A 25,829-nucleotide genomic window follows, 5' to 3' on the forward strand; every position below is an offset into this window, starting at 1 on the left:
AAATATATATATACGAAAGGTGGCTGCCACGATGGAAGCGTGCTCCTTTGCCAACACGGAGGCCGTACCTGCACCGGACAACCTAAATCAGCATGCCTTCTCTTCCCCGCGTCAGGGGTATGTCAATATGGCGACGCTATATCAGCGTCTGGATAGCTGGTGGCCTGCGGACTCGGTTGGGTTTGATGATATATGCCTTGCGTATAAAGATCGCCAGTACGTGACGCAGCGTCCTCATCCCCACATTCGTTTCTACTCCTTTTACCGTGGCTCGGCGATGGGCGGTGCATTTGGCGCTGCTGTGGGTGCGAAGCTGGCTCTGTCTGAGCACGCGGTCTTTTTATTTACTGACGATGGCTGCTTTCGCCTGTTTTCTGGAGCATTAGGAGAAGTGCGGGAATTGGGAATTGTCATCTTCCTGCTAAACAATGAGAGCCTGGGTATCGTGGCGCAAGAGTTACCCAAAATCCTGCCTGAGGCCGTGCCAGAGTATTATCACGCTGGCGTGTGTTCTCTCGACTACTGCGCGATTGCTAAGGCCTGTGGCTGGGATGCGGAGACGCTGCAACCCGATCTCGCTAATTTAGAAGACGTGCTGGTCAGAGCTGGCGAAATTGGGTGACCTTCGCTATTGGTTAAGGTGCCTGTTGATGCGCATCAGCTTCTGGGGAGTAATCCACGCTTACGAAACCTTTAAGGAGCGATTATGCCACTTACATTGCTTGAGAAGATTGATTCGTGTTACCTGACTCAGAGTGGTTCCCTATTACCTTCGCCTGCTGATCTTGCCGATCGCTGCATGAACAGGCACCTTATAGTGTATTAGCGCAAGGAATGGGGGACGATCCCCATTTTATTTATGCCAATCGCTTTGCGCTCGACTGTTTTGGGTATAGCGAAGCAGAAATGCTGGTACTGCCTTCACGACTGAGTGCTGAGACATCTTTGCAGCCCGCCCGGCAGCAGTTTCTTGAAAATGTGTCTCTGCAAGGGATCGTCTATGGCTACAGCGGAATTCGAGTCAGAAAAAATGGCCAGACGTTTCCGATTTATGGCGGCGTAGTCTGGCAGCTACGTCATCAGGATGGGACGTCATGGGGAATGGCGGCATTATTCTGGTGTGAAGAGCATCAGCGTCCGGATTGGTTCCGGCAGAATTAAGGAAGGGTAAGACGGGGGTTTGGGATGAGGTTTGCTGGGTTCCTGCATCCCATCAATCCATGTTGCAGGCTGAATATCAGTGTGGTGCAGCGTGAAATTATGAGTTACTGAACTGTTAGTATTTTACACAAAAATAACCGAAATGTTTTTATTGGAGAATTATTATTCGTTTTTATCGGAGGAAATATACATTTCGGATACGTTAGAGAATCTGGTTTTTCAATTATTGAATAAAAGGTTCACAAAAAATAAACGCATGATTTCTTCTTTTCATTTTTATAAAATTTAAAATCGCGTTCCTAATAACAAAATATACTAGAGAGATTGTTCGATATATCAATTAACCTCTTTATAAGTACGTGATGTCTATGTAAGACTATAACCTTTAATGGTTAGATTGGTAAAAAAATGAACTTTTTTGAACAAACATCTCCATCCCGGAGACGCTATGGATTAGCTGCTTTTATTGGTTTGATTGCAGGTATTGTTTCATCTTTCGTAAAATGGGGCGCAGAAAATCCGCTTCCTCCACGTAGCCCTACTGATATGTTTAGCGGTGCTTGTGCACCTGAGTCACTGATTAGAGCGGCCGAACACATTGATTGCTCTCGTAATTTTCTTAACCCTCCCTACATCTTTTTACGCGATTGGCTTGGGGTTGTTGACCCTAATGCGGCGGTTTATACCTTTGCCGGCCACGTATTTAATTGGGTTGGTGTAACGCACATTATTTTCTCTATTGTTTTCGCTGTAGGTTACTGCGTTGTTGCAGAAGTATTTCCTAAAATAAAATTATGGCAAGGTCTGTTGGCTGGTGCGCTGGCTCAATTATTTGTCCATATGATTTCATTCCCATTAATGGGCCTCACGCCGTCTCTGTTTGTTCTCCCTTGGTATGAACATGTATCAGAAATCGTAGGTCACCTCATTTGGTTCTGGTCTATTGAAATTATTCGTCGTGATTTACGTAATCGTATGACCCACGAACCTGATCCAGAAGTCCCTTTGAATGCCTCACGATAGGCTGTGATTTTATTTTAGATAATGTTAAATAGTGCGATGCTTATTATTTAAATGTCGCACTATTAATGAATTGTGAAAAAATTAGCCGTAAACATTGAAGTCCATTCCAGAACGCCTTGAGGATCTCTCAGGGCGTTTGTGTTTTCCTAGAAAAATGCCGCTGATCTTAACCATGAACGCTTTCACTTGAGGGCTGGCTGATGGGCGCTTAACTATCCAGCCACCAATTTAAAAGCGTTTCGTCTTCATCGTCATCGATGTTCTTATAAATGTTCGCGAAGTACCATTGAACTCCTGTTTTTTCGCGAAAGGCGTCGAAAACGTCGGCAATCTTATCCATCCCATTTCTGGCAGGAACGGCCAACGTCAAGTTTCCTTGATATACACCGTCTAAGGTTCCATTTAATTGGCTAACCACATCATGCTCTAAACGGGTAATGTCTTCGGGGGGAAGGTAATCGGCATAGATGTGAATGCAAAAATTACCCCCTCTTTGCAACACTTCAGGATGGGCATGTTTATCGTTAATTCGGAAGATATCCCCACGCGCTAAATTTAACGCAAGGCCGGGAGAAGACAGCAATTCGTAAGTGTCCTTCTCGATTTCTCGGACAGGCAGCACTTCAAAGGTTGGCCCATCGTTATCTGCTACGTATACATGAACTAACATAGGTGAGTGATTACCACTATCTGAGTCAGTGAAGTAAAATGATGCTCGATGTTAGCCAAAACGTACGCTCTCTATCTTGTTTTCCGCGCGCCGTTTTATGCATTGAGGACTGTCGCTATGACCGAGAGACGTGTGTTGGCGTATCGATAAATATTTTCCGAAGCGAGGATTCAATGCTGTCAATGGCTCCCAATTGAGGCGAAATCTCTATCTCAATCGTTTCTATTTCTTTGCGCCAGCTCGTCGTGCCTGAGCACGTAAAAATGATTTTGTTTGTCGTAACCAAAACAGCATCAATACCGCCATATCCAGCTACGCTTGGATTGCCAATTTCAACATAATAAGTATCTTGGCCCAGTTCTTCATCTTGCTCGTCAGGTTCTTCCGCCCGTTGCAAAATGAGGAAATGTTGTGGGTCATCTTCATTATCTGCGAATCCAACCGTCAAAATGCCCTCTTCAGAGGACGCATCATAATAGGCTGCCGGAAATCTGACGCTCATGGTTTTCTCCTGCTGTCTTCTCTATGAGAACTTAACCTTTATCTCTCATCAACATTGCGTTTGGCGATTCTGATGACACCTTCATCCGTATCCGACCTATCATATTCATTTTGTTGGAGCTTATCACGCAGGGGGCACGTTCCTGACGATGTCAGAGCGGATTGAGTAACGTGTTGAGACGAAAAGCCTCGTTGAGTTCGACTTCACTCTCCGCATCCCCATCTTCAAAGCATTTGAAAGGTTTCCCGCTTAGGGTTTCTCGCACAAGCGCGTAAAGATCGACAGATTTAACGTTAACCTGAAGCCACAGCGAGCCATCGTCTTCATCGATCAGACGGATGTCATATTCAGCGCAATTGTTTAGGGATTTGTCTTTCAAATAGACATCACCGTTTTCGGCGCGAATGCAGGTTTCACTGCGTTTAATCGTCCTCATGACATCTTGGGCAGCCGAGGCATTATCAAAGACTAATTTGTACTCATAGCTCATGTTCTGATTGACCTGTTCACTGGTTTTCAACCTCTTCATCCGAACGACATCTCAATGTTTTTCTAATATTGAGCACTGCATTTCTTTTCACCTAACACTCAGGTAGGTCGATGTTATTTTTAAACAGAATCAAGGCTATCTTCGTAACAAACTCAGCTGGAAGCGTGGTGGGTGCCCCGTACATATCCACGATTCCGACCTCCACTACGACATCAACAAGATAAGAGAATGTTTCAATATCCTGTGGTGAGATCGATAGGATCAGATCCTGTGGTATATCATCTCCCCGGCCATTTAGCGGCAGCAACGCGCCTTTCCTTTCCCATTCAACCAGACTGCCACTCTCTGGATAACGATTAAGATGAGCTATCAACGCATCGATCGATGGGTGTTGAATTAATTTTGCGTTGCAATAGGCCTGCAAACAGGCAGACGCATAGCGTTGCAACTCTCTCGGGGAAAATCTGGCTATTTTGTTAAAAACGTCTGACATCCTCATTTCCCTTTGCTCATTTCCACAAGATTCAAATAAATGTCTCTCGGGATAAATTGTAAACTGAACGGTCATTCGTACTGTTCACGTTCTTCTTTAATGGCATGCAGTAAGGCTGTTGGGGGAATGAAAAAGCCGTGTTCACTTGGCGTGGGGAAAATTTGACATATTCTACTGTCGCTCTGCATTCCAGGGAGCCAGTGTGATAGAAATGCGTTTAACTCAATGGCTTTTGCGGTGAATCCAGCCCATTCATCATTAGCACACAGTGTGGCAAAACTTTCCTCCGGCCAGAAGGGAATCGCCATTTTCTGATCGGATATCGTTGTTGCCCATCCCTCATTAAATAATCCCCAGACAATTTCAAAATCCGTAATCTTACGGATAAAGTAATCACACCTTTCTTGTGAGTCTAAACGATAAATATTTTCAATTTTTTTAGGGTGCGCTCTCACCAGAGATCTCCAGTTTTCTGTTTTTCATGCTAATCAATCTTTATCTTAATATCCTCATCGGAATGCCATCGCGTTCGGTACTCGCTTTGGTGGCACCGAACGCGATGATAAGGCGCTTACACGGCCATTCCTAGTCCGACGATATTCGCCGCCAGAATAATGACCATGCAGCCGAGAACCAGCACGCGTACTGGCTTCTGACCAACGGCTTTCCACTCTTTAAACAGCAGACCGACGATGCCGCCGCACAGTACGTAGAAACTCATGTGCAGCATCCAACTGATGTAGGTGTAATCAGCCGGAATGTTGGCGTGTCCCCAGGCGTAGAAGAAGAACTGCAAATACCACATGACGCCGCCCAGAATGGCGAAGAGCGCGTTGGCAATCAGTAATGGTTTGGCCTGTGCCAGATCGGCTTTTAATGAAATCCCTTTGCAGGTTGCCAGACGAATGAAGCAGAAGCCTAGATTGACGATGGCACCACCGCCCATAATCACTACGTAGCTGGGGAGTGCGACATACAGCGCATTGATCCCCAGCGTTTGTGCTGCGGTGTGCATGGGTTTCGCGGCATCCATCGCAAAGGACATGCCTGCGGAGAAGATGCCGCACATCACGGCCAGAAGCAGCCCTTTTTTCAGGTTGAATTCCTCGGCACGAATACCGAGTGCACGCTCTTTCAGTAAACCGGCGTAGCTAACAATGGCGACGCCGATGACTGCGACCAGCACGCCCAGTAGCGTCATGCGTCCGCCCGCCGAACCAAACAGAATGGAGAACTTGCCTTGCAGGACGGGTGTCATCAGCGTACCGATAATCAGCGTTACGCCGATGGCGATACCGATGCCCATCGACATGCCAAGGTAGCGCATTGTCAGGCCGTAGTTGATATTGCCGATGCCCCACATCGCGCCGAAGAGAAAAACGGGGAGTAGGGTCGCCATATCGAACGAACCGTAATAACGCCAAAAATCAGGCAGTAACCACCAGCTGATGCTCCAGGGCAGGATAATCCACGAGAAAAATCCGCCCAGTGACCACATGGTTTCCCACGACCAGTTTTTGACTTGCTTAAACGGTGCATAGAAACAGGCCGCGCTGGCCGCACCGATGAAATGCCAGAAAATTCCAAGGAAAATAGGATCGCTCATGCGTAACCCCTTGTTTTACTTTGTGGTAAGCCTGTATTCGGCTCTGAATGTAGAGTGCAGTGTATGATTGCTGCCAGACCTGCTGGCGCTAGACAGTGTAGGAAGGTGAAAAAGGGTGAACCTTCAGATGCGTGCCACGAGCAGCAGGAGGACGGCATCGGTTTGAAGGTGAGTGCAGGCCGGATCACAAAACGCGGAAATCATCGCTGAGGGCACGACAGGGCAGAGCATTCTGTAAATGGTGCATTCTGCTCAAGAATTGATTAACACCACAGCAGGACTTTTCGCTATTATTTCCCTCTTTTCCACCTGCATATAGTGAGTTATGGAACGTTTTATTGAGAATCTGATGTACTCATCGCGCTGGCTGCTTGCCCCTGTTTATCTCGGGCTATCGCTGGGTTTGCTGGTGCTGGCGATCAAATTTTTCCAGGAGGTGTTCCACGTCCTGCCCAATATCCTGGATATCGCTGAAGCAGATTTGGTGCTGGTGCTGCTGTCACTGATCGATATGACGCTGGTCGGCGGATTGCTGGTGATGGTGATGCTGTCCGGTTACGAGAACTTTGTCTCGGCGCTGGATATTTCCAAAGGCAGAGAAAAGCTGAACTGGCTCGGTAAGATGGACTCCGGCTCGCTGAAAAATAAAGTTGCCGCCTCGATTGTCGCTATCTCGTCGATCCATCTGCTGCGCGTGTTCATGGATGCCCGTAATATCCCGGATAACAAGCTGATGTGGTACGTGATTATCCATTTGACGTTTGTGCTGTCTGCACTTGTCATGGGGTATCTGGATCGCATGTCGCGTTACGAAAAAAGTAAAACGGCATAATCAACGCCGCACGGTTTGCGTAGCCAGATGAAAGAACAGATCCTATTGTTAACGAAGTGATTTTATCAACACGCTTTGTTTAACGGAGGATATTATGCCGCAAACCGATCAAATTAACCGCCGTGTGGTTCTGGCTCAGCGCCCGCACGGTGCGCCAACACAAGAGACTTTCCGTCTGGAACCGCAGCCTGTCCCACAGGTCGATTCAGGGCATATCCTGCTGCGTACGGTGTTCCTTTCCCTTGATCCTTATATGCGTGGCCGCATGAGCGACGCCCCTTCTTATGCCAAACCTGTCGAACTGAATGACGTGATGGTCGGCGGGACAATCAGCCGCGTGGTGGCGTCAAAACATCCAGATTATCAGACTGGCGATTGGGTGCTGTCTTTCAGCGGCTGGCAGGATTATGCGATTTCTGACGGCAAAGGATTAACGAATCTGGGTCAGTCGCCGACGAATCCTTCCTACGCGTTGGGTGTGCTGGGTATGCCCGGCTTCACCGCGTATATGGGGCTGACGGATATCGGCCAGCCTAAAGCGGGTGAAACGCTGGTCGTGGCCGCCGCGACTGGCCCGGTCGGCGCGACGGTTGGACAGCTTGGGAAATTGAAAGGCTGTCGGGTGGTTGGCGTGGCGGGTGGCGCAGAGAAATGTCGCTACGCGGTTGAGGTGTTGGGGTTTGATGCTTGCCTCGACCACCGGGCGGATGATTTTGCAGAACAGCTGAAACAAGCCTGCCCGCAGGGAATCGATATCTACTTTGAAAACGTCGGCGGAAAAGTCTTTGACGCTGTGCTGCCGCTGCTGAATACCTCAGCGCGTATTCCGGTGTGCGGATTAGTCTCTGGCTACAACGCCACAGGGCTACCGGATGGACCGGATCGCTTACCGCTGCTGATGGGGACGATCCTGAAGAAACGTATTCGGATGCAGGGATTCATTATCTTTGATGATTATGGTCATCGCTTCGATGAGTTCTGGAAGGATGTGTCGCCGTGGGTGGAGGAAGGTAAGATCAAATATCGCGAAGAGATCGTCGACGGGTTGGAAAACGCTCCTGAAGCCTTTATCGGCCTGCTGCATGGCCGAAACTTCGGTAAGTTAGTGGTCAGAGTCGGGCCCGACGCCTGATACACTGGACTCGCCGCTGCGGCGGCGAGTTTTGCACTCGACAGAGTATGTTACCAGTACGGGCAGATAGTCACGCGCGTATAGAAACTGACTGAGTAATACATGAGAATAACAAGGTAAGTTATTATTCTTGGTGGCGTCTGTTTGACTAAAAGAAAAGGGATAGACAAAGGGATGATAATGAAATTTGAAAAACTATCAGCATAGCTTCTCGGGTTTTCACAAAAGTTTTTAAGTGAGCTGTCACCAAATAGCCATTCATATTCGACTGATGAAAAAGCATGAATTAAAAAAAGACATAGGACAGAATAAGCATAAAAATAGATATTATATATGTGCTTTTTACTAATCATGCTTTCAAATTCCTTTTTTAATTTTTCTTTCGTATTTTTTATTTATTTAATCCGTCTGTTTCATAGAGGTAGTCTAATTTGGACAAAGACTTATTCGCGTATAAAAACGGTATGAATGATACCCGAGGATGATAAGATAAGTAATGACTCTGGGTAGGCTTCTTTTAAAAATAAAAAAAGGGATAGATAAAGGAACGATAATGAAACTGAAAAAGCCATCAGCATCGGCTTCTGGCACTTCACAGAAATCTGCAACTGAGTCGCCATCTATCATCCATTCATATTCGATGGTAGAAAAAGCATTGATTAAAAAAAGGCATAAAGCGGCATAGGCATAAAGCGGCATAGGCATAAAAGTAGATGTTGTAGATATAGCTGATTTTTCTTAACATTTTTTAATTGCCCGATTTATAATTCCTTTTGGGATGGGTTCTAAGCCAAAGGCAGATCAAACGCGAATGTAATTATTTTTAAGCCACAACGCTATTCACTCATTCATTAGCGTTGTTCCTTGGATAAATCCAACATTAGACATTCGACTTCTTTCATTGTTACCCTATCTTTCTCTTTTATTCTAATGATTTGAAAGTATTCATCGAATGATGGATAATTACCTAAGGAAAAATCATCAACTAATGGGACTCCAGTACTGTTAACATAATCGAGCAACTTATTGTAAGCTTCATTAATGTTATCTAGATCACATAAATATATCGTACTTATCTGAGGTTTTGCTTCATCACTTGGTTCATAAGAAAAATAATAATTCTTTGACAGCCTCGGCACATCTCTGATTTCTTTATAGGTTAATGCATAGTACTTAAAAATGTCTTTTTCCGTATAAACGGTATAAGGAACGATGATAAGCCATCCCCCAAAAAACAGCAGGGAAGATAATGAAATGAAGATGGTTAAGATCGTTTTCATACGATGAAAACGGCTTTCTTGTGACCAGATATATGTTTATTTCCTACAGAATCGATACTTAAACACCCTTCAGATATCAGTCCCTGAATTTTTCCGGTGATCTTCATGAAAATAGAATTAGCCATTCGTGTAACTCCCTGTTAAAAAAATCCTTGTTGGGAACGTTATAACGTAAATCTTTATTGAACAAAAGAAGAACTCGACTATTTAATAATAAATATGATTTCTGTCAGAAAGATATTCTTTCCAAAATTCTATAATTGATTGTTTTTAATGGTAAATGCTTATGCGGGATAAGATTTTTTATTATCCTGCTAATTGTTTTTTGAGTGATGGGTTTATTGTGTAAATAAAAAAGAGCAGTAGCTAAAATAATAATGGATATGGTTGAAGAAGTTAGTGCTTTAATTAAGAAGAAAGCGTTATTGATAACTCGCCGCTTAAGCGGCGAGCTTTATTATCTATTCTGGTTTTATTATTTTCCGACGCTAAGCCAGTCTGGTAGATCGTGTAATCCCATTGCCTGACGAACCAGCGTGGGTTTAATGCCGGGCAATTTATCCGCCAGCACCAGACCGACATCGCGCAGCAGCTTTTTCGCCGGATTGTCACCGTCAAACAGTTCACGGAACCCCTGCATGCTGGCGAGCATCACCGCGGCACTATGTTTGCGGCGACGTTCATAGCGTCGCAGATAAAGGTGTTGGCCGATGTCTTTTCCCTGCGCCTGTAAGCGCTTCACTTCCGCAATCAGTTCGGCGACATCCATGAAGCCCAGATTGACACCTTGCCCTGCCAGCGGATGAATGGTGTGCGCTGCGTCGCCGACCAGTACCAGCCGGTGTGCCGCAAAACTGCGGGCGTAGCGCCCAGTCAGTGGGAAAGTCTGGCGCTCGCTTTCCAGCTCACACAGCCCCAGGCGCATATCAAACGCCATCGCGACCTGACGATTGAACTCGTCGGCAGGCAAGCTCCGCATCGCCTGAGTCTGCTCCGGAGAAAGCGACCAGACAATCGAGCAAAGGTGCGGATCGTCCAGCGGCAAGAACGCCAGAATACCGTCGCCGTGAAACGTCTGACGCGCAACGGACTGATGGGGATGTTCAGTACGAATGTTGGCGACCAGCGCGTGATGGCCGTAGTCCCAAAAGGTCAGCGGAATATCCGCATGCTGACGCAGCCACGAATGGGCGCCGTCCGCAGCGACGACCAGCCGGGCGGTCAGCATGCTGTCGTCCTGCAACGTAATGAAGGCTTCGTTCTCGCCCCAGGCAACCTGTTTTAACGATGCTGGGGAGAGCAGGGTGATATCGCTTAACTGAGAGGCGCGTTGCCACAGTACCTGCTGAATCACCGGATTTTCAATGATATGCCCAAGATGGGAAAAGCCGAATTCTTCGCCGCTAAAGCTGATTTTACCGAAGCTGTCTTTGTCCCACACCTGCATATCGTTGTAAGGACTAACGCGTTGCGCCACGAGATTTTCCCAGACGCCGATATGGCGCAGGAGGCATTCGCTGGCGGCATTAATGGCGGAGACGCGCAGGGCATGGTCTTTCCCAAGCGGCTGAGGTTCGGCCGCCTGTTTCTCCAGCACGGCGATACGCAGGCCGCTGCCCTGTAAGCCGCAGGCTAGCGCCAGACCGACCATACCGCCACCGGCAATAACCACGTCGAATGATTGCATTTCCGTATTTCCTGTTGGCGAGCTTAATTAACGTTCTACCCAGCCCAGCGTGCGACGAGCAAAGGCGTCGCGCATTAGCGGTAGGTTATTCATGGCGATCAGTCCCAGATTGCGGCTGACGGTCAGTGCGGCATAGCGGTTGGCGAATAGCCTGACCAGTCCATCGGTGATCGCCACCGTGGCGTGTTGGTCGGGCTCGCGCCGCTGTTGGTAGCGGCTGAGTGCGCTGTACTGGCCGATATCCTGCTGTTTTTTCGCTGCATCGACGACCGTTTCTGCCAGCGACATGACATCGCGAATCCCCAGATTAAAGCCCTGTCCGGCAATCGGGTGTAGCGTTTGCGCGGCGTTACCCACCAGCGCCAGCCGATGGCTAATATGCTGGCTGGCCGTGAGTAAGCGCAGCGGGTAGCTGTGGCGTTCGCCGATGTGGGTGAATTGTCCCAGACGCCAGCCAAAAGCCTGTTGTAGCTGCTGACGAAAGTCGGCTTCGCTCCAGCCATCGACCTCATGTTGACGGTGTTTATTATGGCACCAGACGAGTGAACTGCGACCGTTACTCATCGGCAAGAGCGCCAGCGGGCCGTGCGGAGTAAACCGCTCGAACGCGCGGCCGCGATGGGGTTCGGCGGTTGTTACATTGGCGATCGTCGCAATCTGATCATAATCATGCTGCTGCCACTGAATGCCGCAGGACTGCGACAGCATGGAACGTGAGCCATCGGCGGCGACCAGCAGTTGGCCTGTTAGCTCGGTGCCGTCGTCCAGCGTTAGCGTCGCATTATCCTGCGTCCGCGTGACGGCAACGACTTTGGCCGGGCAATGCAGACGCACGCCCGGAGCCTGTTGCAGCAGGGAAAACAGGCGTTGTCCGACGTCGTGCAGCTCAACCACATGGCCTAATGCCTGAACGTGATAGTCCGAGGCCTTCAGATTCACCACGCTGGCATGTCCGCGTTCGCTGACGTGAATATCGGTTATCGCCGTTGCGTTACCCGATAGCGCTTGCCAGATGCCTAACGCCGCTAGCTGCTGGCGTGTGCCATCAGACAGCGCGAGGGCGCGTGCGTCAAAACCCGGATGTTCCTTGTCGAGTGGCGAGTGCGCCTCGATAAGATCGACCGGGATTGCGCCCTGCGAAAGCCGCGATATCGCTAGCGCCAGCGTTGCGCCTGCCATCCCGCCACCGACAATCATGACCGCCATGCTGTTGTCCTTTGCAATTATGCCGTTGCCCTTTGAAAGCGTTGCTTAGCGTTGCTTATCATGCTGCTGCGCCATGAGCGCTTCGATGGCATCAGCGTCTTTGATTACGCCAGCCGTCAGGTTTTCATTGCCGTTTTCGGTGATCACGATGTTATCTTCGATACGTACGCCGATTCCCCGATACTGCTGCGGCACTTTGGCATCAGGTGCGATGTAAAGACCCGGCTCAATGGTCAGTACCATACCCGGTTCAAGCGGACGGCCCCGATCGGTGGTGCCGTAATTTCCAACGTCGTGCACGTCCAGACCCAGCCAGTGGCTGAGGCCGTGCATGAAGAACTGGCGATGTGCCTGCTCGGCAATCAGCTCTTCCACTTCACCTTTCAGCACGCCGAGCTTGATAAGCCCGCTGACCATGATGCGCACCACTTCTTCGTTCACTTCACGGATGCTGCGACCTGGGCCAAACAGTTCCAGCGCACGCAGCTGTGAGCGCAGCACGATGTCGTAAATGGCACGCTGCGGCGCAGTAAATTTGCCGTTGACGGGGAAGGTGCGGGTAATGTCGCCAGCATAGCTTTTGTATTCACAGCCGGCGTCAATCAGCACCAGATCGCCGTCACGCATTTGCGTTTCATTTTCGGTGTAATGCAGGATGCAGGCGTTGTCACCGCTGCCGACGATGGTGTTGTAAGAAGGATAACGCGCACCGTGACGGGTAAATTCGTGGTGAATTTCGCCTTCAAGCTGATATTCATACATGCCGGGACGGCATTTTTGCATGGCGCGGGTGTGGGCCAGCGCGGTAATTTCACAGGCGCGGCGCATCACGCTAATTTCTTCCGGTGATTTAAACAGGCGCATCTCATGCACCCACGGGCGCCAGTCTGTCAGCGTAGCAGGGGCAGCAAAGCCCTGACGGGAGCCGTTGCGCAAGGTGTCTAGCGCGGCGAAGACCAGCTTGTCGGCATAATCGTACTGCCCTTGCGCGTGGTACACCACGTCCAGCCCATTCAATAAAAGATGCAGCTGTGCGCCGATTTCGCCAAACGGCAGCGCGCGGTCAACGCCGAGTTTAGCTGGCGCCGCTTCCTGACCGAGGCGACGACCAAACCAGATTTCGGCTGTCAGATCGCGTACGCGGTTGAAGATCACGCTGTGATGATGTTTGGCATCGCTTTTTACCAGCAGCAGAACGGCTTCTGGTTCGTTGAATCCCGTGAAATACCAGAAATCGCTATTTTGACGATAAGGATAGTCACTGTCGGCATTGCGCTGCGCTTCCGGCGCGGCAAAAATAATCGCCGCGCTGCCCGGTGCCATTTTTTCCAACAGACCCTGACGACGACGAAGAAATTCTTGTGGATTCATCACCTGCTCCTGAAAATAGTCCGTGCGGTTGCCTTTCCCTTCCGCTCTGAATGAGGCATGCCTTTCTACGTTATTTAGTGCAGCGTTGGCTTTTGCTGCTCGGGCGCAGTCACAACGCGTTGGCTGGTAAATTCGGTATGACACAAAATGGCAGAAACGCGAACATACTCAATCACTTCTTCCAGTGATTGCTCCAGCTCTTCCTGGTCTTCATCTTCGTCGTAGCCCAGCTGTGCGATGTTGCGTAAATCTTCGATAGCTTCTTTCAGCTCGCCTTTGGCTTTGTTCAACTGTGGCTGAGCCACGCCCAGCCCGAGCAGGAAGTGGTTGACCCAGCCTGCCAGCGCGTCGGCGCGATCGAAAACGCTCACGTCATCCTGCGAGTCGTCCGGCAGGAAAAGCTGGAACAGAAAGCCGTCATCTTCCAGCGCTTCACGCGTGGCCTGATACAGCTCCTGAAGCGGCTGCGACAGCGTTTGGGTAAACGCCATGCCTTCGTTAGTCAGTTCAAAAACCAGCGTTCTCCAACTGTCGTCATGGTTTCCACCACACAGCATCCCACTGATCAAACCGTGCATTTCTGCTGCGGTCAGCGCGACCTGCTGTTGGTGAAGCAGTTGGTCAAGGCCTTCATAGGCAGGAAACGTATTCTCTATAGACATGCGGATTCGTCATCGTTGGCTGGATTGGTTCGTGCTATGCTACCACCAAGCTCCCTTTCGATTCCAGAAAGGGCTTGTATCTTAGATCTCGGCTATATATAGTTGCGCCCGCTTTAACGAGCCCGATGTAACGGGTAATGCTCATGCTATGTGGCACGCGGGCGTAAGAACGACAAAAGGCAGGAAGGTGGTATGTCTGCACAACCAGTAGATATTCAAATTTTTGGCCGTTCGTTAAGAGTGAATTGCCCGCCAGAACAACAGGATGCGTTGAATCAGGCGGCGGAAGATCTTAACCAGCGGTTGCAAGATCTTAAAGTTCGCACTAGAGTCACAAACACTGAGCAACTGGTGTTTATTGCCGCTCTGAATGTGTGTCATGAATTGGCGCAGGAGCGGGGTAAGACGCGTGATTATGCATCGAATATGGAACAGCGTATTCGTATGTTGCAGCAGACGATCGAACAGGCGTTGCTGGAGCAAGGCAAGATCACTGAACGTCAGGGTGCACAATTTGAATAACGTCGTATTTTGACAAAAGTACGGTGTTTTTACGCGAGAAGACGTGCTAAGGTTTATCGCGAGTAACGAATAAAATTTCTCTGAGATGTTTGTCAGCGGGCCAGTCCCCTGAGCCGATATTTCATACCAACAGAATGTAATGCTCTGCGGTTGGTGAGCACGCTCGGTTCGTCCGAGAAGCCTTAAGACTGCGACGTTATGTTCACCTTGAACCAAGGGTTCAAGGGTTACAGCCTGCGGCGGCATCTCGGAGATTCCCTTTCTTTTATCATTTTTGACCCGTGGCGAACGCAGCCCATGTCATCTTCTGATTCATTTTCATCGGCACTTCCCGATACTTCACTCTCTTCTACGGCAACATCGCGTCAGCAGATTCGTCAGGCTGTGCGTCAGCAGCGTCGTTTACTGACGTCAGCGCAGCAGTCGCGCTTTGCGCAGCAGGCGAGTGAGCGCGTCATGGCGCACCCGAAAATCATACGGGCAGATAGCGTCGCGGTATTTCTGTCATTTGATGGCGAGCTGGATACTTCTCCGTTGATTCAACAGCTGTGGCAGCAGGAGAAACGCGTTTATTTGCCGGTTCTGCATCCGTTTCGTACCGGGCATCTGCTGTTCCTGCGCTATGCACCGGACACCGAACTGGTGCGTAATCGTCTGAAAATTATGGAGCCGCGTCTGGATGTGCGTCAGGTGCTGCCGTTACCGCAGTTGGACGTCCTGCTGACGCCGCTGGTGGCGTTTGATCATCAGGGGCAGCGGCTGGGTATGGGGGGCGGGTTTTACGACCGTACGTTGCAGTATCGCAACTATACATCTCGCGGGCCTTATCCGATCGGCCTGGCCCACGATTGTCAGCAGGTTGACGCACTGCCAGTGGAAAGTTGGGATATTCCGCTGCCGGAAATTATTACCCCCTCCTGCCATTGGCAGTGGAACTCACGCTAGCTTTTGAGCGCTTCAGGCGAGCGATCGTGGCCTAACATCTGCTGTACCAATTCCACACAGTGTAGGAAGCGCGAATCGTAGTCCGACTCTTTGATGTAAACGTACGGAATATTATTGTTAGCCAGCATCGTTTTCAGCAGATCCTGAAACTCCGAGCGGGCGGTGGCGCTGCCTAAGCTACGCAACCCATCGGCGACCCACGGCGTGTTGTTTTCCAGCAAGATCACCAGATCGAAACGGTATTCATCGATCAGCGCCTGAACGAACGGGTGCTCACGGCCCTCGTATTTCTTGCAGAACGCCTGCGTGGTGACAAAGTCGGTATCGATGAAAGCCACTTTATTGGCATATTTCACTGCAAAATCAATGTACTGTGCCTGACCCAGCGCGATCTTATCGTAGTCGGAATATTGCAGCGCCATCTCGTCGCCGCCCAAATGGGAGAACACGTAATCGCGACCATATTCCCAGGCGCTGGTGGTGTTGAAGATATTCGCCAGCTTGTTCACCAGCGTGGACTTACCGCTGGATTCGCCGCCAAGAATGGCAACGGTACGCACAAAGAACGGCTTCACCTCGGTCGGGATATAGTCCCAGTAGCGGAAAGGATCGTGGCGAATCTGCGAACCGCTGATGTTCATAAAGGAGCGCTGCGGGTCGATCAGGACGGCCTCAATGCCCAGTTGCTCACGGTATTGCGCGGCATCCTGTTCTTCGCTGGTGTAGACGAAATTCGGCGTGATGCTTTTTTCCTGCATAAACGCCTGAATCCCTTTGCTCCACACATCCCAGCCGTGCGGGTAAGGCTCCATTCCTTGCTCATTGAAGGCGTGAATATGAATATTTTTCTGATATTTAAAGGTCTGTAAGAGCCAGCGCAAGCGGTCGCTGACGGTTGGCTGCTGTGACATCGAGCTGTTCTCAAACAGCAGGCGGTCGCGCGGTTCGTCGTAACCTAAAATCACATGCAGTTCATCGACCTGGCTACAGGCTCTCTGAATCAGATAAATGTGGCCGGTGTGTAGCGGATAGAACTTGCCGAAGACAACACCAATGCTCTTTTCGTAGCGCGGGAATTCCAGTTCAAGAAAGCGATGCAGCGCTTCCAGTTTCTGGGCGCTAGGGCTTTTGATTTTGGCATTAAGTAATTGACTGAGATAGCCTTTGGTCATATCGGTTGCGTCGGCAACCTGCTGTAGGGTGCAACCCTTCTGCCGGATGGCGGATTTCAGATAATCAAATGATGACATGGTGCAGCACTCTTGTTTAGCTTACTAAACAAAATACCACAGAACAGGGCAACATCCGCTACTCTTTCCCCTTGTTTAGCTCAGGATGGAAGGGGCGGATGGCTTTCTGTGGTCCGTTTAGAGATCGTCGAGGATCGCCAGCGCGTCGGCTAGCTTTTTCACGCCGAACACCTGCATGCTGGCAGGGGCTTTCTTCGGCATATTGGCATGAGGAACGATGGCGCGTTTGAAACCGTGTTTGGCGGCTTCGGTAATCCGCTCTTGTCCGCTGGGAACCGGGCGGATTTCGCCAGCCAGACCGACTTCACCGAAGATGACCAGATCTTGTGGCAGCGGGCGGTCGCGGAAGCTGGAGACCAGCGATAGCAGCAGCGCCAGGTCGGCACTGGTTTCGGTGACTTTCACGCCGCCGACGACATTCACAAATACATCCTGATCCGACATCTGCAAGCCGCCGTGGCGATGCAGCACCGCCAGCAGGATGGCTAAGCGGTTTTGCTCCAGCCCGACCGCAACGCGGCGCGGGTTGGCCATCATCGATTGATCCACCAGCGCCTGAATTTCGACCAGCAGCGGACGTGTGCCTTCCCACACCACCATGACCGAACTGCCGGACGTGATTTCGTCCCCGCGGCTGAGGAAAATCGCCGACGGATTGCTGATCTCGCGTAGACCTTGTTCCGTCATCGCGAACACGCCCAGCTCGTTAACGGCGCCGAAACGGTTTTTATGGCTGCGCAGCGTGCGGAAGCGGGAATCGGCATCGCCATCCAGCAGCACGGAGCAGTCGATGCAGTGTTCCAAGACTTTTGGCCCGGCGAGCGAACCGTCTTTGGTGACATGGCCGACCATGACGATAGCAACGCCGCGCGTTTTGGCGAAGCGCGTTAGGTAGGCGGCGGTTTCACGTACCTGCGCCACGCTGCCGGGAGACGATTGAATATCGGCGAGATGCATGACCTGAATGGAGTCGATCACCATCAGCTTTGGCTGTTCCTGCTCGGCAATCAGGCAAATCTGTTCGATGCTGGTTTCCGACAGCATGTTGAGATTTTGGGTCGGCAGATTGAGGCGATGTGCCCGCATTGCCACCTGCTGTAGTGATTCTTCACCGGTGACGTACAGGGTTTTCATGTTCTCTGACAGCTTGCAGAGCGTTTGCAGCAGCAGGGTACTTTTACCTGCGCCGGGGTTACCGCCGATCAGAATGGCGCTGCCCGGAACGACGCCGCCGCCCAGAACGCGGTCAAACTCCTGAAAGCCGGTAGAAAAGCGAGGCAGCGCTTCAAGACTGATTTCCGAGAGCTTTTGTACCCGGCTGACGCCAGCGCTTTCGCCCGCATAGCCGGTGAGACGGTCGGAACGTGATACTGACGCCGAGGCCAGACGGACTTCGGTAATGGTGTTCCAGGCATGGCAGGCGCTGCACTGTCCTTGCCAGCGCGGGTAATCAGCCCCGCATTCATTACATACAAACGCCCGTTTGACGGCTTTTGCCACGTCTCACCTCCCACTGATTAACGCTTTTCGTGTCTCATGCTGCCGCTGAGGATGCATAGTACACCAGTCAGGTCGGCATGACGGATGGTCACCGCAGATTGCTCATTGACCTTCGGTTTGGCGTGATAGGCAATGCCTAAGCTGGCTGCCTTGATCATCGGCAGATCGTTTGCGCCGTCGCCAATCGCAACGGTCTGATGCATTGGGATTTCCAGCTTTTCCGCCAGCTGTTGCAGCGTGGTCGCTTTATATTTTGAATCGACAATGGTGCCGATGACGTCGCCGGTCAGCTTGCCGTCTTGCATGCCTAACTCGTTGGCAACGGCGGCGACCAGACCTAACTCATCACGTAAATAATCAGCAAAGTAGGTAAACCCGCCCGATGCAATCGCGACGTGCCAGCCTGCTTCCTGAAGCTGACTAACCATATTACGCAGGCCCGGCATCAGCGGCAGGTTTTTACGCACCGTCTGTAAGATATTGGCGTCGGCACCTTTTAATGTCCCTACGCGCTGGCGCAGGCTGTCAGCGAAATCCAGCTCGCCGCGCATCGCACGTTCGGTGACTTCAGCCACCAGCTCGCCTGTGCCCGCCAGTTTGGCGATTTCATCAATACATTCGATCTGAATCGCGGTGGAATCCATGTCCATCACCAGTAAACCCGGCGAACGTAGCGTCGGCGCGTTACGCATGGCCGCGACATCGATACCCAGTTCGTGAGCCAGCTTGGTTGCGCGTGGCGTCAGCGTGCCTGCCAAACGCACGACCTGATAATCGCCCACGTTCCAGGCACTCACGATCACCATCGCGCTCCCCAGCTTACGCTGGTAGCGGGAAATCAGGTTCTTATCGAGGACGTCGCTGTAAATCAGCCAGCCGGTGTCGCCAGCGCGGTAGTCAAGCGGCATCACTTCGTCACCGCTCAGTGATAATGGCAGTCCCGGCCAACAGTTGATCTCATCAGGGAGGTCACGATAGGTCAGACTATTCGACATGGGATAAATCCTCTGCTTGCAGTAGTGCGATAAAGTCGTGCGATAAAGAAGGATGCGGCGTCGACCAAACATATCCCTCCAAAAACTGGGCAACAAGCTATCCTATCGTCGGCGCTTCTGGCAACATGAAAGTATCCAAATCGTGTAAGGATTATCATGGTTCGCGCCCGGGTGAAATTTCGTCTACACCGCACGGCAATTGTGCTGATTTGCCTCGCTCTGCTAGTGGTATTAATGCAAGGTGCGTCTTATTTCAGTTTGAGCCACCAGATGGCACGATCTGAACAGGTTGAAGATCTGGCGCGAACGCTCTCCAGACAGGTGGCTTACAGCCTTTCTCCGCTGATGGGTAGCGTGGATGATAATAGTCAAAAAATTAATACCATCCTCAAACAGCTTACCGATCACAGTCGTATTCTGGATGCTGGCGTGTATCAGCAGGACGGCTCGCTGGTGGCGCATATCGGTGAGCAGGTGCAACTGAGAGACCGGCTGGCGCTGGACGGCAATCGGGTCGGTAGCTACTTTAACCATCAACTGGTGCAGCCAATTGAGGGAAAAGAAGGGCCTATCGGTTTCCTGCGTATTACTTTAGATACCCATGTGCTGGCGACCGAAGCCAGACAGGTAGATAACACCACCAATATTCTGCGTCTGATGATTTTGCTTTCACTGGCTATCGGCATCATTCTGACTCGTACGCTCTTGCAGAATCGTCGAACTCGCTGGCAGCAGTCGCCTTACCTTCTCACGGCCAGTACGCCAGTGAAAGAAGAAGGGGATGAGGTAGAAAGCGACACGCAGCCGGACAGCGGCGCGGTAGTGAAAAAAGACGGGGAAGAGAAAAGTCTCTGACATGCGGGCGGGCACCCCGTACAAACGGTCTGTTTGTACGGAGGGCGTAGCGAGTTACTTCAATGCTAGTTGAAATTCCAACCAGTGGCTCTGGAATTGATTGAGTATCGAGGTGTATTCGCTTTTGGTGTAGCGATCGGATGCAGTAACGGCAATATAGTTACGAAAATGGCTGAATATGGCGCCGTTGTCGCTTGATGCAGCCAGAGAAAAGATTTGCTGGCGTTGAATCTGCGTTGCTGATGTGCCTTCCGCGTTTTTTTGTAGTTCCAAAAAGGTGGAATTCGCCTTATCGGTGTCTCCCGCGTCTACACTGCGCTGATACTCATCTTGCAGAATATTTTTTTCCAGATTACTCAGCGCATCAGACTGGTACGTGATGAAGTCCTGAATATCTTTATCGGCTTTCTGGTGAGCGCTGCTATCCACATAGCGGTTTTTCAGTTCTTCCAGTTTTGCGGCTTTTAGCGTGATTTCGATACTATCGGTGGTATAGCTCCACGTTGTCACATTAGACGGTTTTGACAGGGCCTGATTAACCAGACCGACAAACTCTTCTTTACTGATGCCGCTGTCTTCTTTGAGGTGATTTGACCAGAGTTCAATGGCCATTTCGTTCGTGCCGATGTTATCAACGGATAGCTTGACGTCGGCAGGGTTGACGGCCGGCGCATTCTTTATTTTCTCATGTTCACGTTCGGTAAGGGTGCGAAAATCGTTCGACGCCTTTTCTTCTATTTTCTTCATTTCCTCGGCAGACATATTTTTCCAGACGGCAAGGGTAGCTTGGCCTTCTTCAGAGATTGTTGTATTGCCTGGGGAGATAACGGCCTTTCCGGTTGTCGGATCGATAATGGGGGTGGGAACGTTATAAGCGTCATCCGTTGTAGCCGTTTTTGTTGATGGTGATGTCGCGGTGCTTTGGGCCTGAGAATTGCTATAACCCGTATTATTTACAGACAAGCTCATACTCTCTCCTTAAGTGCGATCGAATGGTTAAATGTTGACCTGAAGGTTATCGGCAAGGATAGATGGTAACTTTATAAATGGTTTATTCCGTTATTATTACTTGTGATGTGGCGCTGAGGTTTGGCAAGTAAAGACGCTGCTTTGCTGTTTATGCCATCACCGATTGTGTCTGCACGTTAAATCAGGGAAAATGCTCGGCTACAGTTTATTTCCGCTTTGCCTGACGATCTGACATCGGTGTGTTGTTGACTTGATGCTGACGCCGGGTGGCTAACAAAAGAAACCTGAAAATCATGTCTCCAAGTGAATACGCCCGCGAAGTCTCCAAAAGAAGAACGTTCGCTATCATTTCTCACCCCGATGCCGGTAAAACCACGATTACCGAAAAGGTCCTGCTGTTCGGACAGGCGATCCAGACTGCCGGTACGGTAAAAGGGCGTGGTTCGAACCAGCATGCGAAATCCGACTGGATGGAGATGGAAAAGCAGCGTGGTATCTCCATCACCACGTCCGTGATGCAGTTTCCCTACCGCGAATGTCTGGTTAACCTGCTGGATACCCCAGGGCACGAAGACTTCTCCGAAGATACCTATCGTACGCTGACGGCGGTGGACTGCTGCCTGATGGTGATCGATGCCGCAAAAGGGGTCGAAGATCGTACGCGTAAGCTGATGGAAGTCACTCGGCTGCGCGACACCCCGATTCTGACGTTCATGAACAAACTTGACCGTGACATCCGCGATCCGATGGAAGTGCTGGATGAAGTCGAGAGCGAACTTAAGATCGCCTGTGCGCCAATTACCTGGCCGATTGGCTGTGGCAAATTGTTCAAAGGCGTTTACCACCTTTATAAAGACGAAACCTATCTGTATCAGACTGGTAAAGGCCATACGATTCAGGAAGTGCGCATCGTTAAAGGGCTGGATAACCCGGAACTGGATACCGCCGTTGGCGAAGAGCTGGCCGCGCAGCTGCGTGAAGAGCTGGAGCTGGTGCAAGGCGCATCGCACGAATTTGAGCTGGATGCATTTCTGGCAGGTGAACTGACGCCAGTCTTCTTTGGTACGGCGCTGGGTAACTTCGGCGTTGACCACATGCTGGATGGCTTAGTCGCCTGGGCACCTGCGCCGATGCCGCGTAAAACGGATACCCGTGAAGTGACGGCGGCGGAAGAGAAATTCACCGGCTTTGTGTTCAAGATTCAGGCCAACATGGACCCGAAACACCGTGACCGCGTGGCGTTTATGCGCGTGGTGTCCGGAAGATATGAAAAGAGCATGAAGCTGCGTCAGGTTCGTACGGGCAAAGACGTGGTGATTTCAGACGCGCTGACCTTTATGGCGGGCGACCGTTCCCATATTGAAGAAGCCTACCCCGGCGATATCATCGGGTTACACAACCACGGCACTATCCAGATTGGCGATACGTTTACGCAGGGTGAAGACATGAAATTCACCGGTATCCCCAACTTTGCGCCGGAACTGTTCCGTCGTATCCGCCTGCGTGACCCGCTCAAGCAGAAACAGCTGCTTAAAGGGCTGGTACAGCTGTCCGAGGAAGGCGCGGTGCAGGTCTTCCGTCCATTGACCAACAACGATCTTATCGTGGGTGCCGTCGGTGTGCTGCAGTTTGATGTGGTCGTTGCCCGTCTGAAAACGGAATACAACGTTGAGGCGATTTACGAGTCGGTGAACGTTTCTACCGCGCGCTGGGTTGAGTGCAGCGATGTGAAGAAATTCGAAGAGTTTAAGCGTAAGAACGAACTGCATCTGGCATTGGATGGCGGTGATAATCTGGCCTATGTGGCACCGACGATGGTGAACCTGAACCTGACTCGGGAACGCTATCCAGAAGTGACGTTCCACCAAACGCGCGAGCATTAATTTTGATCGATGGCGCCACGGTTTCATGAAAATCATCGTGACTGTGGCGTTTAAATCGTGACCACATTGTTAAAATAATCATCACCCGGTTATGCTTGGCTTTAGGCCAAAAGTGCCGGGTGTTTTTATTTTTAAATGTATTTAAAAACAATGTATTACCCGAGCTTTTTCCCTGCTGTTATTTCTCGCTTCAGTGCAACAGACAAATCTGAATTGCTGCACATATTCCCTTGCTCCCCTGTGATTTTCCATTCTGTAGGCTATAGTTAACAGCGTGTTAACTGATTTAGCTTGTTCAACTGTTAGTGCAATTTAAGTTGGTTCATTATTTTGATTTGTTTCGTCTTTGCAATTCAATACTCTGATTTTTTATGCAAGTAGAGGGAATCATCGGAGTATTGATAACGTCATTATCACCTTGATTTGCTGATGACGGTGCAGGCGTTAACGTGACCCAAATCGGTTCGGGTTTATAGAAGAGCATAAGAAGGAAGACATCGATGAAAAAGACCAAATTGACACAATCGCTGATCGTAGTTGCTCTGGGTTCGATTCTGGCTGGCGGTGCCATGGCTGAAGAAACGTTAGGGCAGAAAGTAGAGCGTATCGCGGACACAACTGGTGCAAAAATCGATAGCTCCGCTAATAAAGCCTCTGGCTACGTCAGTGACAGCGCTATCACAGCAAAAGTGAAGAGTGCGTTGTTGGAAGACAAATCGATCACCAGCAGCGATATTTCCGTTGAAACATCAAATGGCGTCGTCACGCTGAGTGGCTTTGTCGGTAGTCAGGAATTGAGCACCCGCGCGGTAGAAATCACTACGCAGGTTGAGGGCGTCCAGTCTGTCAGCGATAAACTGCAGGTGAAAGATAATCAATCACAATCGGTTGGCGCGTATGCAGATGATGCCGTGATTACCAGCACCATTAAGGCCAAACTGCTGGCGGATGACATTGTTCCGTCCCGTAAAGTGAAAGTCGAAACGCAGGCTGGCGTCGTGCAACTGAGCGGCGGGGTGGATAATAAAGCGCAGTCCGACCGTGCTGAGAGTATTGCGAAGGCCGTCGACGGTGTGAAAAGCGTCAAGAACGACCTGACAGTTAAATAACCCTTTGATACAGGGTTATCCACAATGGTGGATAACCCTACCTAATCCGCATAATAAAACACCACCTGTGGATACGCAGTCAGGACGCAAGAATCGCGTCAGGATGACCACCATGATTTTTCATTTTGTCTGGTAAGGAGAGCGTATGTTTCGTTGGGGCATTATATTTTTAGTCATCGCACTCATTGCTGCAGCACTGGGTTTCGGCGGGTTGGCCGGCACAGCAGCTGGCGCGGCAAAAATCGTCTTTGTAGTCGGTATTATTCTGTTTCTGGTTAGCTTGTTCACGGGTCGGAAACGGCCGTAGCACAGCGAATTCTTTCATTCTTTCTCTATAGAAAGAAATGTCATACAGAGCACACAGCCGCGCCACGCGGCTGTCATATTTTACCGGCACACTGTTCACGTATTTGCTGCATTTCGACAGTTTATCAGGAGGTTTATGATGAATAGCGATATCGTTGTTGGCAAATGGAAACAGTGGAAAGGGAATTTCCTCGCGCTGTGGGCCGATTGGTTTGACAGCGACTGCGCCTGGGTGGAAGGGAGTAACGATTACCTGTCCGGTGTCTTGCAAGAGGGTTACGGAAAAGCGCACGAAGAGGTATCCTCAGAGAAAACTACGTTACACTGAGGCCTCACCGCAACGACAAGTCCGATTCTGCCATGAGGCTTTGGCAGGATAGTTCTTGGGCGTAGATTAGGTCGCCTCATCTTGACGGACCTAATTTTGACGGAGAGAAGCGACGTGCCCGCTGAACGATACCGTTTTATCGATACCCACTGCCATTTTGATTTTCCCTTATTCTATGATGACGCACCGGAAAGCTTGCGTCTGGCGCAAGACGCTGGGGTTGATCGCATCATCATTCCTGCCGTGGCTTCTCAGCATTTTGAGCGCGTATTGACGCTCTCTCGCACCTACTCACCGCTCTACGCCGCACTGGGTCTTCACCCGCTTTATATCGCCGAGCATCAGGAGAGCGACCTGCTCCGTCTGGAAGACGAACTGCGCCAGTTGCCCGCTAAACTGGTGGCAGTGGGGGAGATTGGGTTGGATCTCTATATGCCGGAACCGCAGTTTGAGCGGCAGCTTACTTTCCTTGAGGCTCAGCTTCGGCTGGCGAAAAAATACGATCTCCCGACGATCCTGCACTCGCGACGCAGCCACGACAGGCTGGCGCAATTACTGCGCCGTATCGATGTGCCGCGTACCGGCGTGGTTCACGGGTTTGCGGGCAGTCTGGCACAGGCGCAGGCCTTTATCCGGCTGGGCTATTACATCGGTGTAGGGGGAACCATAACCTATGACCGAGCGAATAAAACGCGTCAGGCAATCGCGCAGCTGCCGTTAGATCGGCTGCTGCTGGAAACTGACGCACCCGACATGCCGATGAGTGGCTATCAGGGGCAGCCAAACCGACCTGAACGTATTTCGTGCGCGTTTCAAACGCTGTGTGAGCTACGTGCAGAATCGCCTGAAGAGATTGCCGAGGCGTTGTGGCAGAATTCATTCAGGCTGTTTGGACGGCTGACCCCGATGTAACGCTGAGAGTGTTACGACGCTACCCGTTACACCACTACCATTCCCCCAAGTGGAAGAATCTTTGCTTCCACTTTTCTGTTATTTCTGTGCAACAACAAGCAGAACAGTCATTTTGATTTCATATACCAACCATAAAATTG

At 50.5% G+C, this 25,829-nt stretch carries 30 protein-coding genes and 1 other RNA gene; 14 read left to right on the forward strand and 17 right to left on the reverse strand.

The features are described from left to right. Positions 1–31 precede the first annotated feature (31 nt). From BUB06_RS05405 to BUB06_RS05415, 3 genes are all read left to right on the forward strand, one after another. Positions 32–622 carry a thiamine pyrophosphate-dependent enzyme gene (locus BUB06_RS05405; RefSeq protein ID WP_051982075.1) on the forward strand — a complete coding sequence of 197 codons (591 nt, stop codon included), beginning with the start codon at positions 32–34 and terminating at the stop codon, positions 620–622. Between the two features lie 212 nt (positions 623–834). After that, positions 835–1,161 (forward strand): MEKHLA domain-containing protein, encoded by a 327-nt coding sequence (locus BUB06_RS05410; protein ID WP_236689848.1) that lies wholly within the window; start codon positions 835–837, stop codon positions 1,159–1,161. Between the two features lie 408 nt (positions 1,162–1,569). Continuing rightward, positions 1,570–2,184, forward strand: coding sequence for a YagU family protein (locus BUB06_RS05415; RefSeq protein WP_039470522.1), 615 nt, complete (start codon positions 1,570–1,572; stop codon positions 2,182–2,184). A gap of 208 nt (positions 2,185–2,392) precedes the next feature. On the opposite strand, the gene BUB06_RS05420 is transcribed toward BUB06_RS05415, so the two are convergent. The 6 genes from BUB06_RS05420 to rhaT all read right to left on the reverse strand — a co-directional run bounded on the left by BUB06_RS05420 (position 2,393) and on the right by rhaT (position 5,945). Beyond that, positions 2,393–2,854 carry a DUF4265 domain-containing protein gene (locus tag BUB06_RS05420; protein ID WP_010296237.1) on the reverse strand — a complete coding sequence of 154 codons (462 nt, stop codon included), beginning with the start codon at positions 2,852–2,854 and terminating at the stop codon, positions 2,393–2,395. Positions 2,855–2,969: 115 nt separating this feature from the next. After that, positions 2,970–3,356, reverse strand: coding sequence for an Imm10 family immunity protein (locus BUB06_RS05425; RefSeq protein ID WP_039470523.1), 387 nt, complete (start codon positions 3,354–3,356; stop codon positions 2,970–2,972). Positions 3,357–3,507: 151 nt separating this feature from the next. After that, positions 3,508–3,885: a hypothetical protein gene (locus tag BUB06_RS05430; protein ID WP_080726761.1), complete on the reverse strand. Its 378-nt coding sequence runs from the start codon at positions 3,883–3,885 to the stop codon at positions 3,508–3,510. Between the two features lie 52 nt (positions 3,886–3,937). Then, positions 3,938–4,339, reverse strand: coding sequence for a hypothetical protein (locus tag BUB06_RS05435; protein ID WP_039470525.1), 402 nt, complete (start codon positions 4,337–4,339; stop codon positions 3,938–3,940). A 71-nt stretch (positions 4,340–4,410) separates the two neighbouring features. After that, complete coding sequence (locus BUB06_RS05440) at positions 4,411–4,794, reverse strand: DUF2750 domain-containing protein (RefSeq protein ID WP_039470527.1); 384 nt, start codon at positions 4,792–4,794, stop codon at positions 4,411–4,413. 116 nt (positions 4,795–4,910) lie between these two features. Further along, positions 4,911–5,945 carry an L-rhamnose/proton symporter RhaT gene (gene rhaT, locus BUB06_RS05445; protein WP_010296251.1) on the reverse strand — a complete coding sequence of 345 codons (1,035 nt, stop codon included), beginning with the start codon at positions 5,943–5,945 and terminating at the stop codon, positions 4,911–4,913. 325 nt (positions 5,946–6,270) lie between these two features. On the opposite strand from rhaT, the gene BUB06_RS05450 reads away from it, so the two are divergent. Both BUB06_RS05450 and BUB06_RS05455 read left to right on the forward strand, forming a co-directional pair. After that, the gene (locus BUB06_RS05450; protein ID WP_039470530.1) at positions 6,271–6,777 is read left to right on the forward strand and encodes a TIGR00645 family protein; all 507 of its coding nucleotides are present in this window, start codon (positions 6,271–6,273) and stop codon (positions 6,775–6,777) included. Between the two features lie 94 nt (positions 6,778–6,871). Further along, positions 6,872–7,909: an NADP-dependent oxidoreductase gene (locus tag BUB06_RS05455; RefSeq protein ID WP_039470531.1), complete on the forward strand. Its 1,038-nt coding sequence runs from the start codon at positions 6,872–6,874 to the stop codon at positions 7,907–7,909. A 50-nt stretch (positions 7,910–7,959) separates the two neighbouring features. Here BUB06_RS05455 and BUB06_RS05460 read toward each other — a convergent pair whose 3' ends face one another. The 7 genes from BUB06_RS05460 to BUB06_RS05490 all read right to left on the reverse strand — a co-directional run bounded on the left by BUB06_RS05460 (position 7,960) and on the right by BUB06_RS05490 (position 14,115). Continuing rightward, positions 7,960–8,262 (reverse strand): DUF2645 family protein, encoded by a 303-nt coding sequence (locus tag BUB06_RS05460; RefSeq protein ID WP_072012967.1) that lies wholly within the window; start codon positions 8,260–8,262, stop codon positions 7,960–7,962. Between the two features lie 73 nt (positions 8,263–8,335). Further along, positions 8,336–8,614 (reverse strand): DUF2645 family protein, encoded by a 279-nt coding sequence (locus BUB06_RS05465; protein WP_330218130.1) that lies wholly within the window; start codon positions 8,612–8,614, stop codon positions 8,336–8,338. Positions 8,615–8,760: 146 nt separating this feature from the next. Then, positions 8,761–9,189 carry a hypothetical protein gene (locus tag BUB06_RS05470; protein WP_039470535.1) on the reverse strand — a complete coding sequence of 143 codons (429 nt, stop codon included), beginning with the start codon at positions 9,187–9,189 and terminating at the stop codon, positions 8,761–8,763. A 475-nt stretch (positions 9,190–9,664) separates the two neighbouring features. Then, positions 9,665–10,876 carry an FAD-dependent 2-octaprenylphenol hydroxylase gene (ubiI, locus tag BUB06_RS05475; RefSeq protein WP_039470537.1) on the reverse strand — a complete coding sequence of 404 codons (1,212 nt, stop codon included), beginning with the start codon at positions 10,874–10,876 and terminating at the stop codon, positions 9,665–9,667. A 27-nt stretch (positions 10,877–10,903) separates the two neighbouring features. Continuing rightward, the gene (ubiH, locus tag BUB06_RS05480) at positions 10,904–12,082 is read right to left on the reverse strand and encodes a 2-octaprenyl-6-methoxyphenyl hydroxylase (protein ID WP_039470538.1); all 1,179 of its coding nucleotides are present in this window, start codon (positions 12,080–12,082) and stop codon (positions 10,904–10,906) included. Positions 12,083–12,127: 45 nt separating this feature from the next. After that, entirely contained in the window at positions 12,128–13,453 is a 1,326-nt protein-coding gene (pepP, locus tag BUB06_RS05485) for a Xaa-Pro aminopeptidase (protein WP_039470540.1), read from the reverse strand. A gap of 74 nt (positions 13,454–13,527) precedes the next feature. Then, on the reverse strand, positions 13,528–14,115 hold the full coding sequence (locus tag BUB06_RS05490; RefSeq protein WP_010296270.1) for a YecA/YgfB family protein: 588 nt from the start codon (positions 14,113–14,115) through the stop codon (positions 13,528–13,530). Between the two features lie 192 nt (positions 14,116–14,307). On the opposite strand from BUB06_RS05490, the gene zapA reads away from it, so the two are divergent. The 3 genes from zapA to BUB06_RS05505 all read left to right on the forward strand — a co-directional run bounded on the left by zapA (position 14,308) and on the right by BUB06_RS05505 (position 15,582). Next, a complete protein-coding gene (zapA, locus tag BUB06_RS05495; protein WP_010284667.1) occupies positions 14,308–14,637 on the forward strand; it encodes a cell division protein ZapA in 330 nt (109 codons plus the stop codon). Positions 14,638–14,711: 74 nt separating this feature from the next. Beyond that, positions 14,712–14,895, forward strand: a non-coding RNA gene (gene ssrS / locus BUB06_RS05500) — 6S RNA. 39 nt (positions 14,896–14,934) lie between these two features. Next, positions 14,935–15,582 (forward strand): 5-formyltetrahydrofolate cyclo-ligase, encoded by a 648-nt coding sequence (locus BUB06_RS05505; protein WP_039471016.1) that lies wholly within the window; start codon positions 14,935–14,937, stop codon positions 15,580–15,582. Here the strand turns inward: BUB06_RS05505 and nadR are convergent. The 3 genes from nadR to serB form a co-directional block, all read right to left on the reverse strand. Then, positions 15,579–16,832, reverse strand: coding sequence for a multifunctional transcriptional regulator/nicotinamide-nucleotide adenylyltransferase/ribosylnicotinamide kinase NadR (gene nadR / locus BUB06_RS05510; RefSeq protein ID WP_039470542.1), 1,254 nt, complete (start codon positions 16,830–16,832; stop codon positions 15,579–15,581). The two genes, BUB06_RS05505 and nadR, sit on opposite strands and share 4 nt — an antisense overlap. 117 nt (positions 16,833–16,949) lie before the next feature. Beyond that, the gene (gene radA / locus BUB06_RS05515) at positions 16,950–18,332 is read right to left on the reverse strand and encodes a DNA repair protein RadA (RefSeq protein ID WP_039470544.1); all 1,383 of its coding nucleotides are present in this window, start codon (positions 18,330–18,332) and stop codon (positions 16,950–16,952) included. 17 nt (positions 18,333–18,349) lie between these two features. Then, complete coding sequence (serB, locus tag BUB06_RS05520; protein ID WP_039470545.1) at positions 18,350–19,327, reverse strand: phosphoserine phosphatase; 978 nt, start codon at positions 19,325–19,327, stop codon at positions 18,350–18,352. A gap of 156 nt (positions 19,328–19,483) precedes the next feature. Here serB and BUB06_RS05525 point away from each other — a divergent pair, with 156 nt between their 5' ends. Further along, on the forward strand, positions 19,484–20,182 hold the full coding sequence (locus BUB06_RS05525; RefSeq protein WP_010296287.1) for a YtjB family periplasmic protein: 699 nt from the start codon (positions 19,484–19,486) through the stop codon (positions 20,180–20,182). A gap of 54 nt (positions 20,183–20,236) precedes the next feature. Here BUB06_RS05525 and BUB06_RS05530 read toward each other — a convergent pair whose 3' ends face one another. Then, positions 20,237–21,151, reverse strand: a complete 915-nt coding sequence (locus BUB06_RS05530) for a hypothetical protein (protein WP_039470548.1) — start codon at positions 21,149–21,151, stop codon at positions 20,237–20,239. Between the two features lie 293 nt (positions 21,152–21,444). On the opposite strand from BUB06_RS05530, the gene prfC reads away from it, so the two are divergent. The 5 genes from prfC (at position 21,445) to BUB06_RS05555 (ending at position 25,689) form a co-directional block, all read left to right on the forward strand. Further along, on the forward strand, positions 21,445–23,034 hold the full coding sequence (gene prfC / locus BUB06_RS05535) for a peptide chain release factor 3 (protein WP_039546948.1): 1,590 nt from the start codon (positions 21,445–21,447) through the stop codon (positions 23,032–23,034). A gap of 500 nt (positions 23,035–23,534) precedes the next feature. Continuing rightward, a complete protein-coding gene (osmY, locus tag BUB06_RS05540; protein WP_039470552.1) occupies positions 23,535–24,143 on the forward strand; it encodes a molecular chaperone OsmY in 609 nt (202 codons plus the stop codon). 145 nt (positions 24,144–24,288) lie between these two features. Beyond that, on the forward strand, positions 24,289–24,450 hold the full coding sequence (locus BUB06_RS05545) for a DUF1328 domain-containing protein (protein WP_003019081.1): 162 nt from the start codon (positions 24,289–24,291) through the stop codon (positions 24,448–24,450). A 138-nt stretch (positions 24,451–24,588) separates the two neighbouring features. Continuing rightward, positions 24,589–24,777, forward strand: a complete 189-nt coding sequence (locus BUB06_RS05550) for a CsbD family protein (protein ID WP_039470554.1) — start codon at positions 24,589–24,591, stop codon at positions 24,775–24,777. Between the two features lie 114 nt (positions 24,778–24,891). Next, positions 24,892–25,689 carry a TatD family hydrolase gene (locus tag BUB06_RS05555; RefSeq protein ID WP_039470556.1) on the forward strand — a complete coding sequence of 266 codons (798 nt, stop codon included), beginning with the start codon at positions 24,892–24,894 and terminating at the stop codon, positions 25,687–25,689. Positions 25,690–25,829 lie beyond the last annotated feature (140 nt).

It is taken from the genome of Pectobacterium carotovorum (genome assembly GCF_900129615.1).
In the GTDB taxonomy this organism is placed as follows: domain Bacteria; phylum Pseudomonadota; class Gammaproteobacteria; order Enterobacterales; family Enterobacteriaceae; genus Pectobacterium; species Pectobacterium carotovorum.

Excerpts from the sequence above, each read along its gene's own strand:
- BUB06_RS05405 (WP_051982075.1), top strand. The coding sequence starts at position 32 with ATGGAAGCGTGCTCCTTTGCCAACACGGAGGCCGTACCTGCACCGGAC.
- BUB06_RS05410 (WP_236689848.1), top strand. The coding sequence starts at position 835 with ATGGGGGACGATCCCCATTTTATTTATGCCAATCGCTTTGCGCTCGAC.
- BUB06_RS05415 (WP_039470522.1), top strand. The coding sequence starts at position 1,570 with ATGAACTTTTTTGAACAAACATCTCCATCCCGGAGACGCTATGGATTA.
- BUB06_RS05420 (WP_010296237.1), bottom strand. The coding sequence starts at position 2,854 with ATGTTAGTTCATGTATACGTAGCAGATAACGATGGGCCAACCTTTGAA.
- BUB06_RS05425 (WP_039470523.1), bottom strand. The coding sequence starts at position 3,356 with ATGAGCGTCAGATTTCCGGCAGCCTATTATGATGCGTCCTCTGAAGAG.
- BUB06_RS05430 (WP_080726761.1), bottom strand. The coding sequence starts at position 3,885 with ATGAAGAGGTTGAAAACCAGTGAACAGGTCAATCAGAACATGAGCTAT.
- BUB06_RS05435 (WP_039470525.1), bottom strand. The coding sequence starts at position 4,339 with ATGTCAGACGTTTTTAACAAAATAGCCAGATTTTCCCCGAGAGAGTTG.
- rhaT (WP_010296251.1), bottom strand. The coding sequence starts at position 5,945 with ATGAGCGATCCTATTTTCCTTGGAATTTTCTGGCATTTCATCGGTGCG.
- BUB06_RS05450 (WP_039470530.1), top strand. The coding sequence starts at position 6,271 with ATGGAACGTTTTATTGAGAATCTGATGTACTCATCGCGCTGGCTGCTT.
- BUB06_RS05455 (WP_039470531.1), top strand. The coding sequence starts at position 6,872 with ATGCCGCAAACCGATCAAATTAACCGCCGTGTGGTTCTGGCTCAGCGC.
- BUB06_RS05460 (WP_072012967.1), bottom strand. The coding sequence starts at position 8,262 with ATGATTAGTAAAAAGCACATATATAATATCTATTTTTATGCTTATTCT.
- BUB06_RS05465 (WP_330218130.1), bottom strand. The coding sequence starts at position 8,614 with ATGCCTATGCCGCTTTATGCCTATGCCGCTTTATGCCTTTTTTTAATC.
- BUB06_RS05470 (WP_039470535.1), bottom strand. The coding sequence starts at position 9,189 with ATGAAAACGATCTTAACCATCTTCATTTCATTATCTTCCCTGCTGTTT.
- ubiI (WP_039470537.1), bottom strand. The coding sequence starts at position 10,876 with ATGCAATCATTCGACGTGGTTATTGCCGGTGGCGGTATGGTCGGTCTG.
- ubiH (WP_039470538.1), bottom strand. The coding sequence starts at position 12,082 with ATGGCGGTCATGATTGTCGGTGGCGGGATGGCAGGCGCAACGCTGGCG.
- pepP (WP_039470540.1), bottom strand. The coding sequence starts at position 13,453 with ATGAATCCACAAGAATTTCTTCGTCGTCGTCAGGGTCTGTTGGAAAAA.
- BUB06_RS05490 (WP_010296270.1), bottom strand. The coding sequence starts at position 14,115 with ATGTCTATAGAGAATACGTTTCCTGCCTATGAAGGCCTTGACCAACTG.
- zapA (WP_010284667.1), top strand. The coding sequence starts at position 14,308 with ATGTCTGCACAACCAGTAGATATTCAAATTTTTGGCCGTTCGTTAAGA.
- BUB06_RS05505 (WP_039471016.1), top strand. The coding sequence starts at position 14,935 with ATGTCATCTTCTGATTCATTTTCATCGGCACTTCCCGATACTTCACTC.
- nadR (WP_039470542.1), bottom strand. The coding sequence starts at position 16,832 with ATGTCATCATTTGATTATCTGAAATCCGCCATCCGGCAGAAGGGTTGC.
- serB (WP_039470545.1), bottom strand. The coding sequence starts at position 19,327 with ATGTCGAATAGTCTGACCTATCGTGACCTCCCTGATGAGATCAACTGT.
- BUB06_RS05525 (WP_010296287.1), top strand. The coding sequence starts at position 19,484 with ATGGTTCGCGCCCGGGTGAAATTTCGTCTACACCGCACGGCAATTGTG.
- BUB06_RS05530 (WP_039470548.1), bottom strand. The coding sequence starts at position 21,151 with ATGAGCTTGTCTGTAAATAATACGGGTTATAGCAATTCTCAGGCCCAA.
- prfC (WP_039546948.1), top strand. The coding sequence starts at position 21,445 with ATGTCTCCAAGTGAATACGCCCGCGAAGTCTCCAAAAGAAGAACGTTC.
- osmY (WP_039470552.1), top strand. The coding sequence starts at position 23,535 with ATGAAAAAGACCAAATTGACACAATCGCTGATCGTAGTTGCTCTGGGT.
- BUB06_RS05545 (WP_003019081.1), top strand. The coding sequence starts at position 24,289 with ATGTTTCGTTGGGGCATTATATTTTTAGTCATCGCACTCATTGCTGCA.
- BUB06_RS05550 (WP_039470554.1), top strand. The coding sequence starts at position 24,589 with ATGAATAGCGATATCGTTGTTGGCAAATGGAAACAGTGGAAAGGGAAT.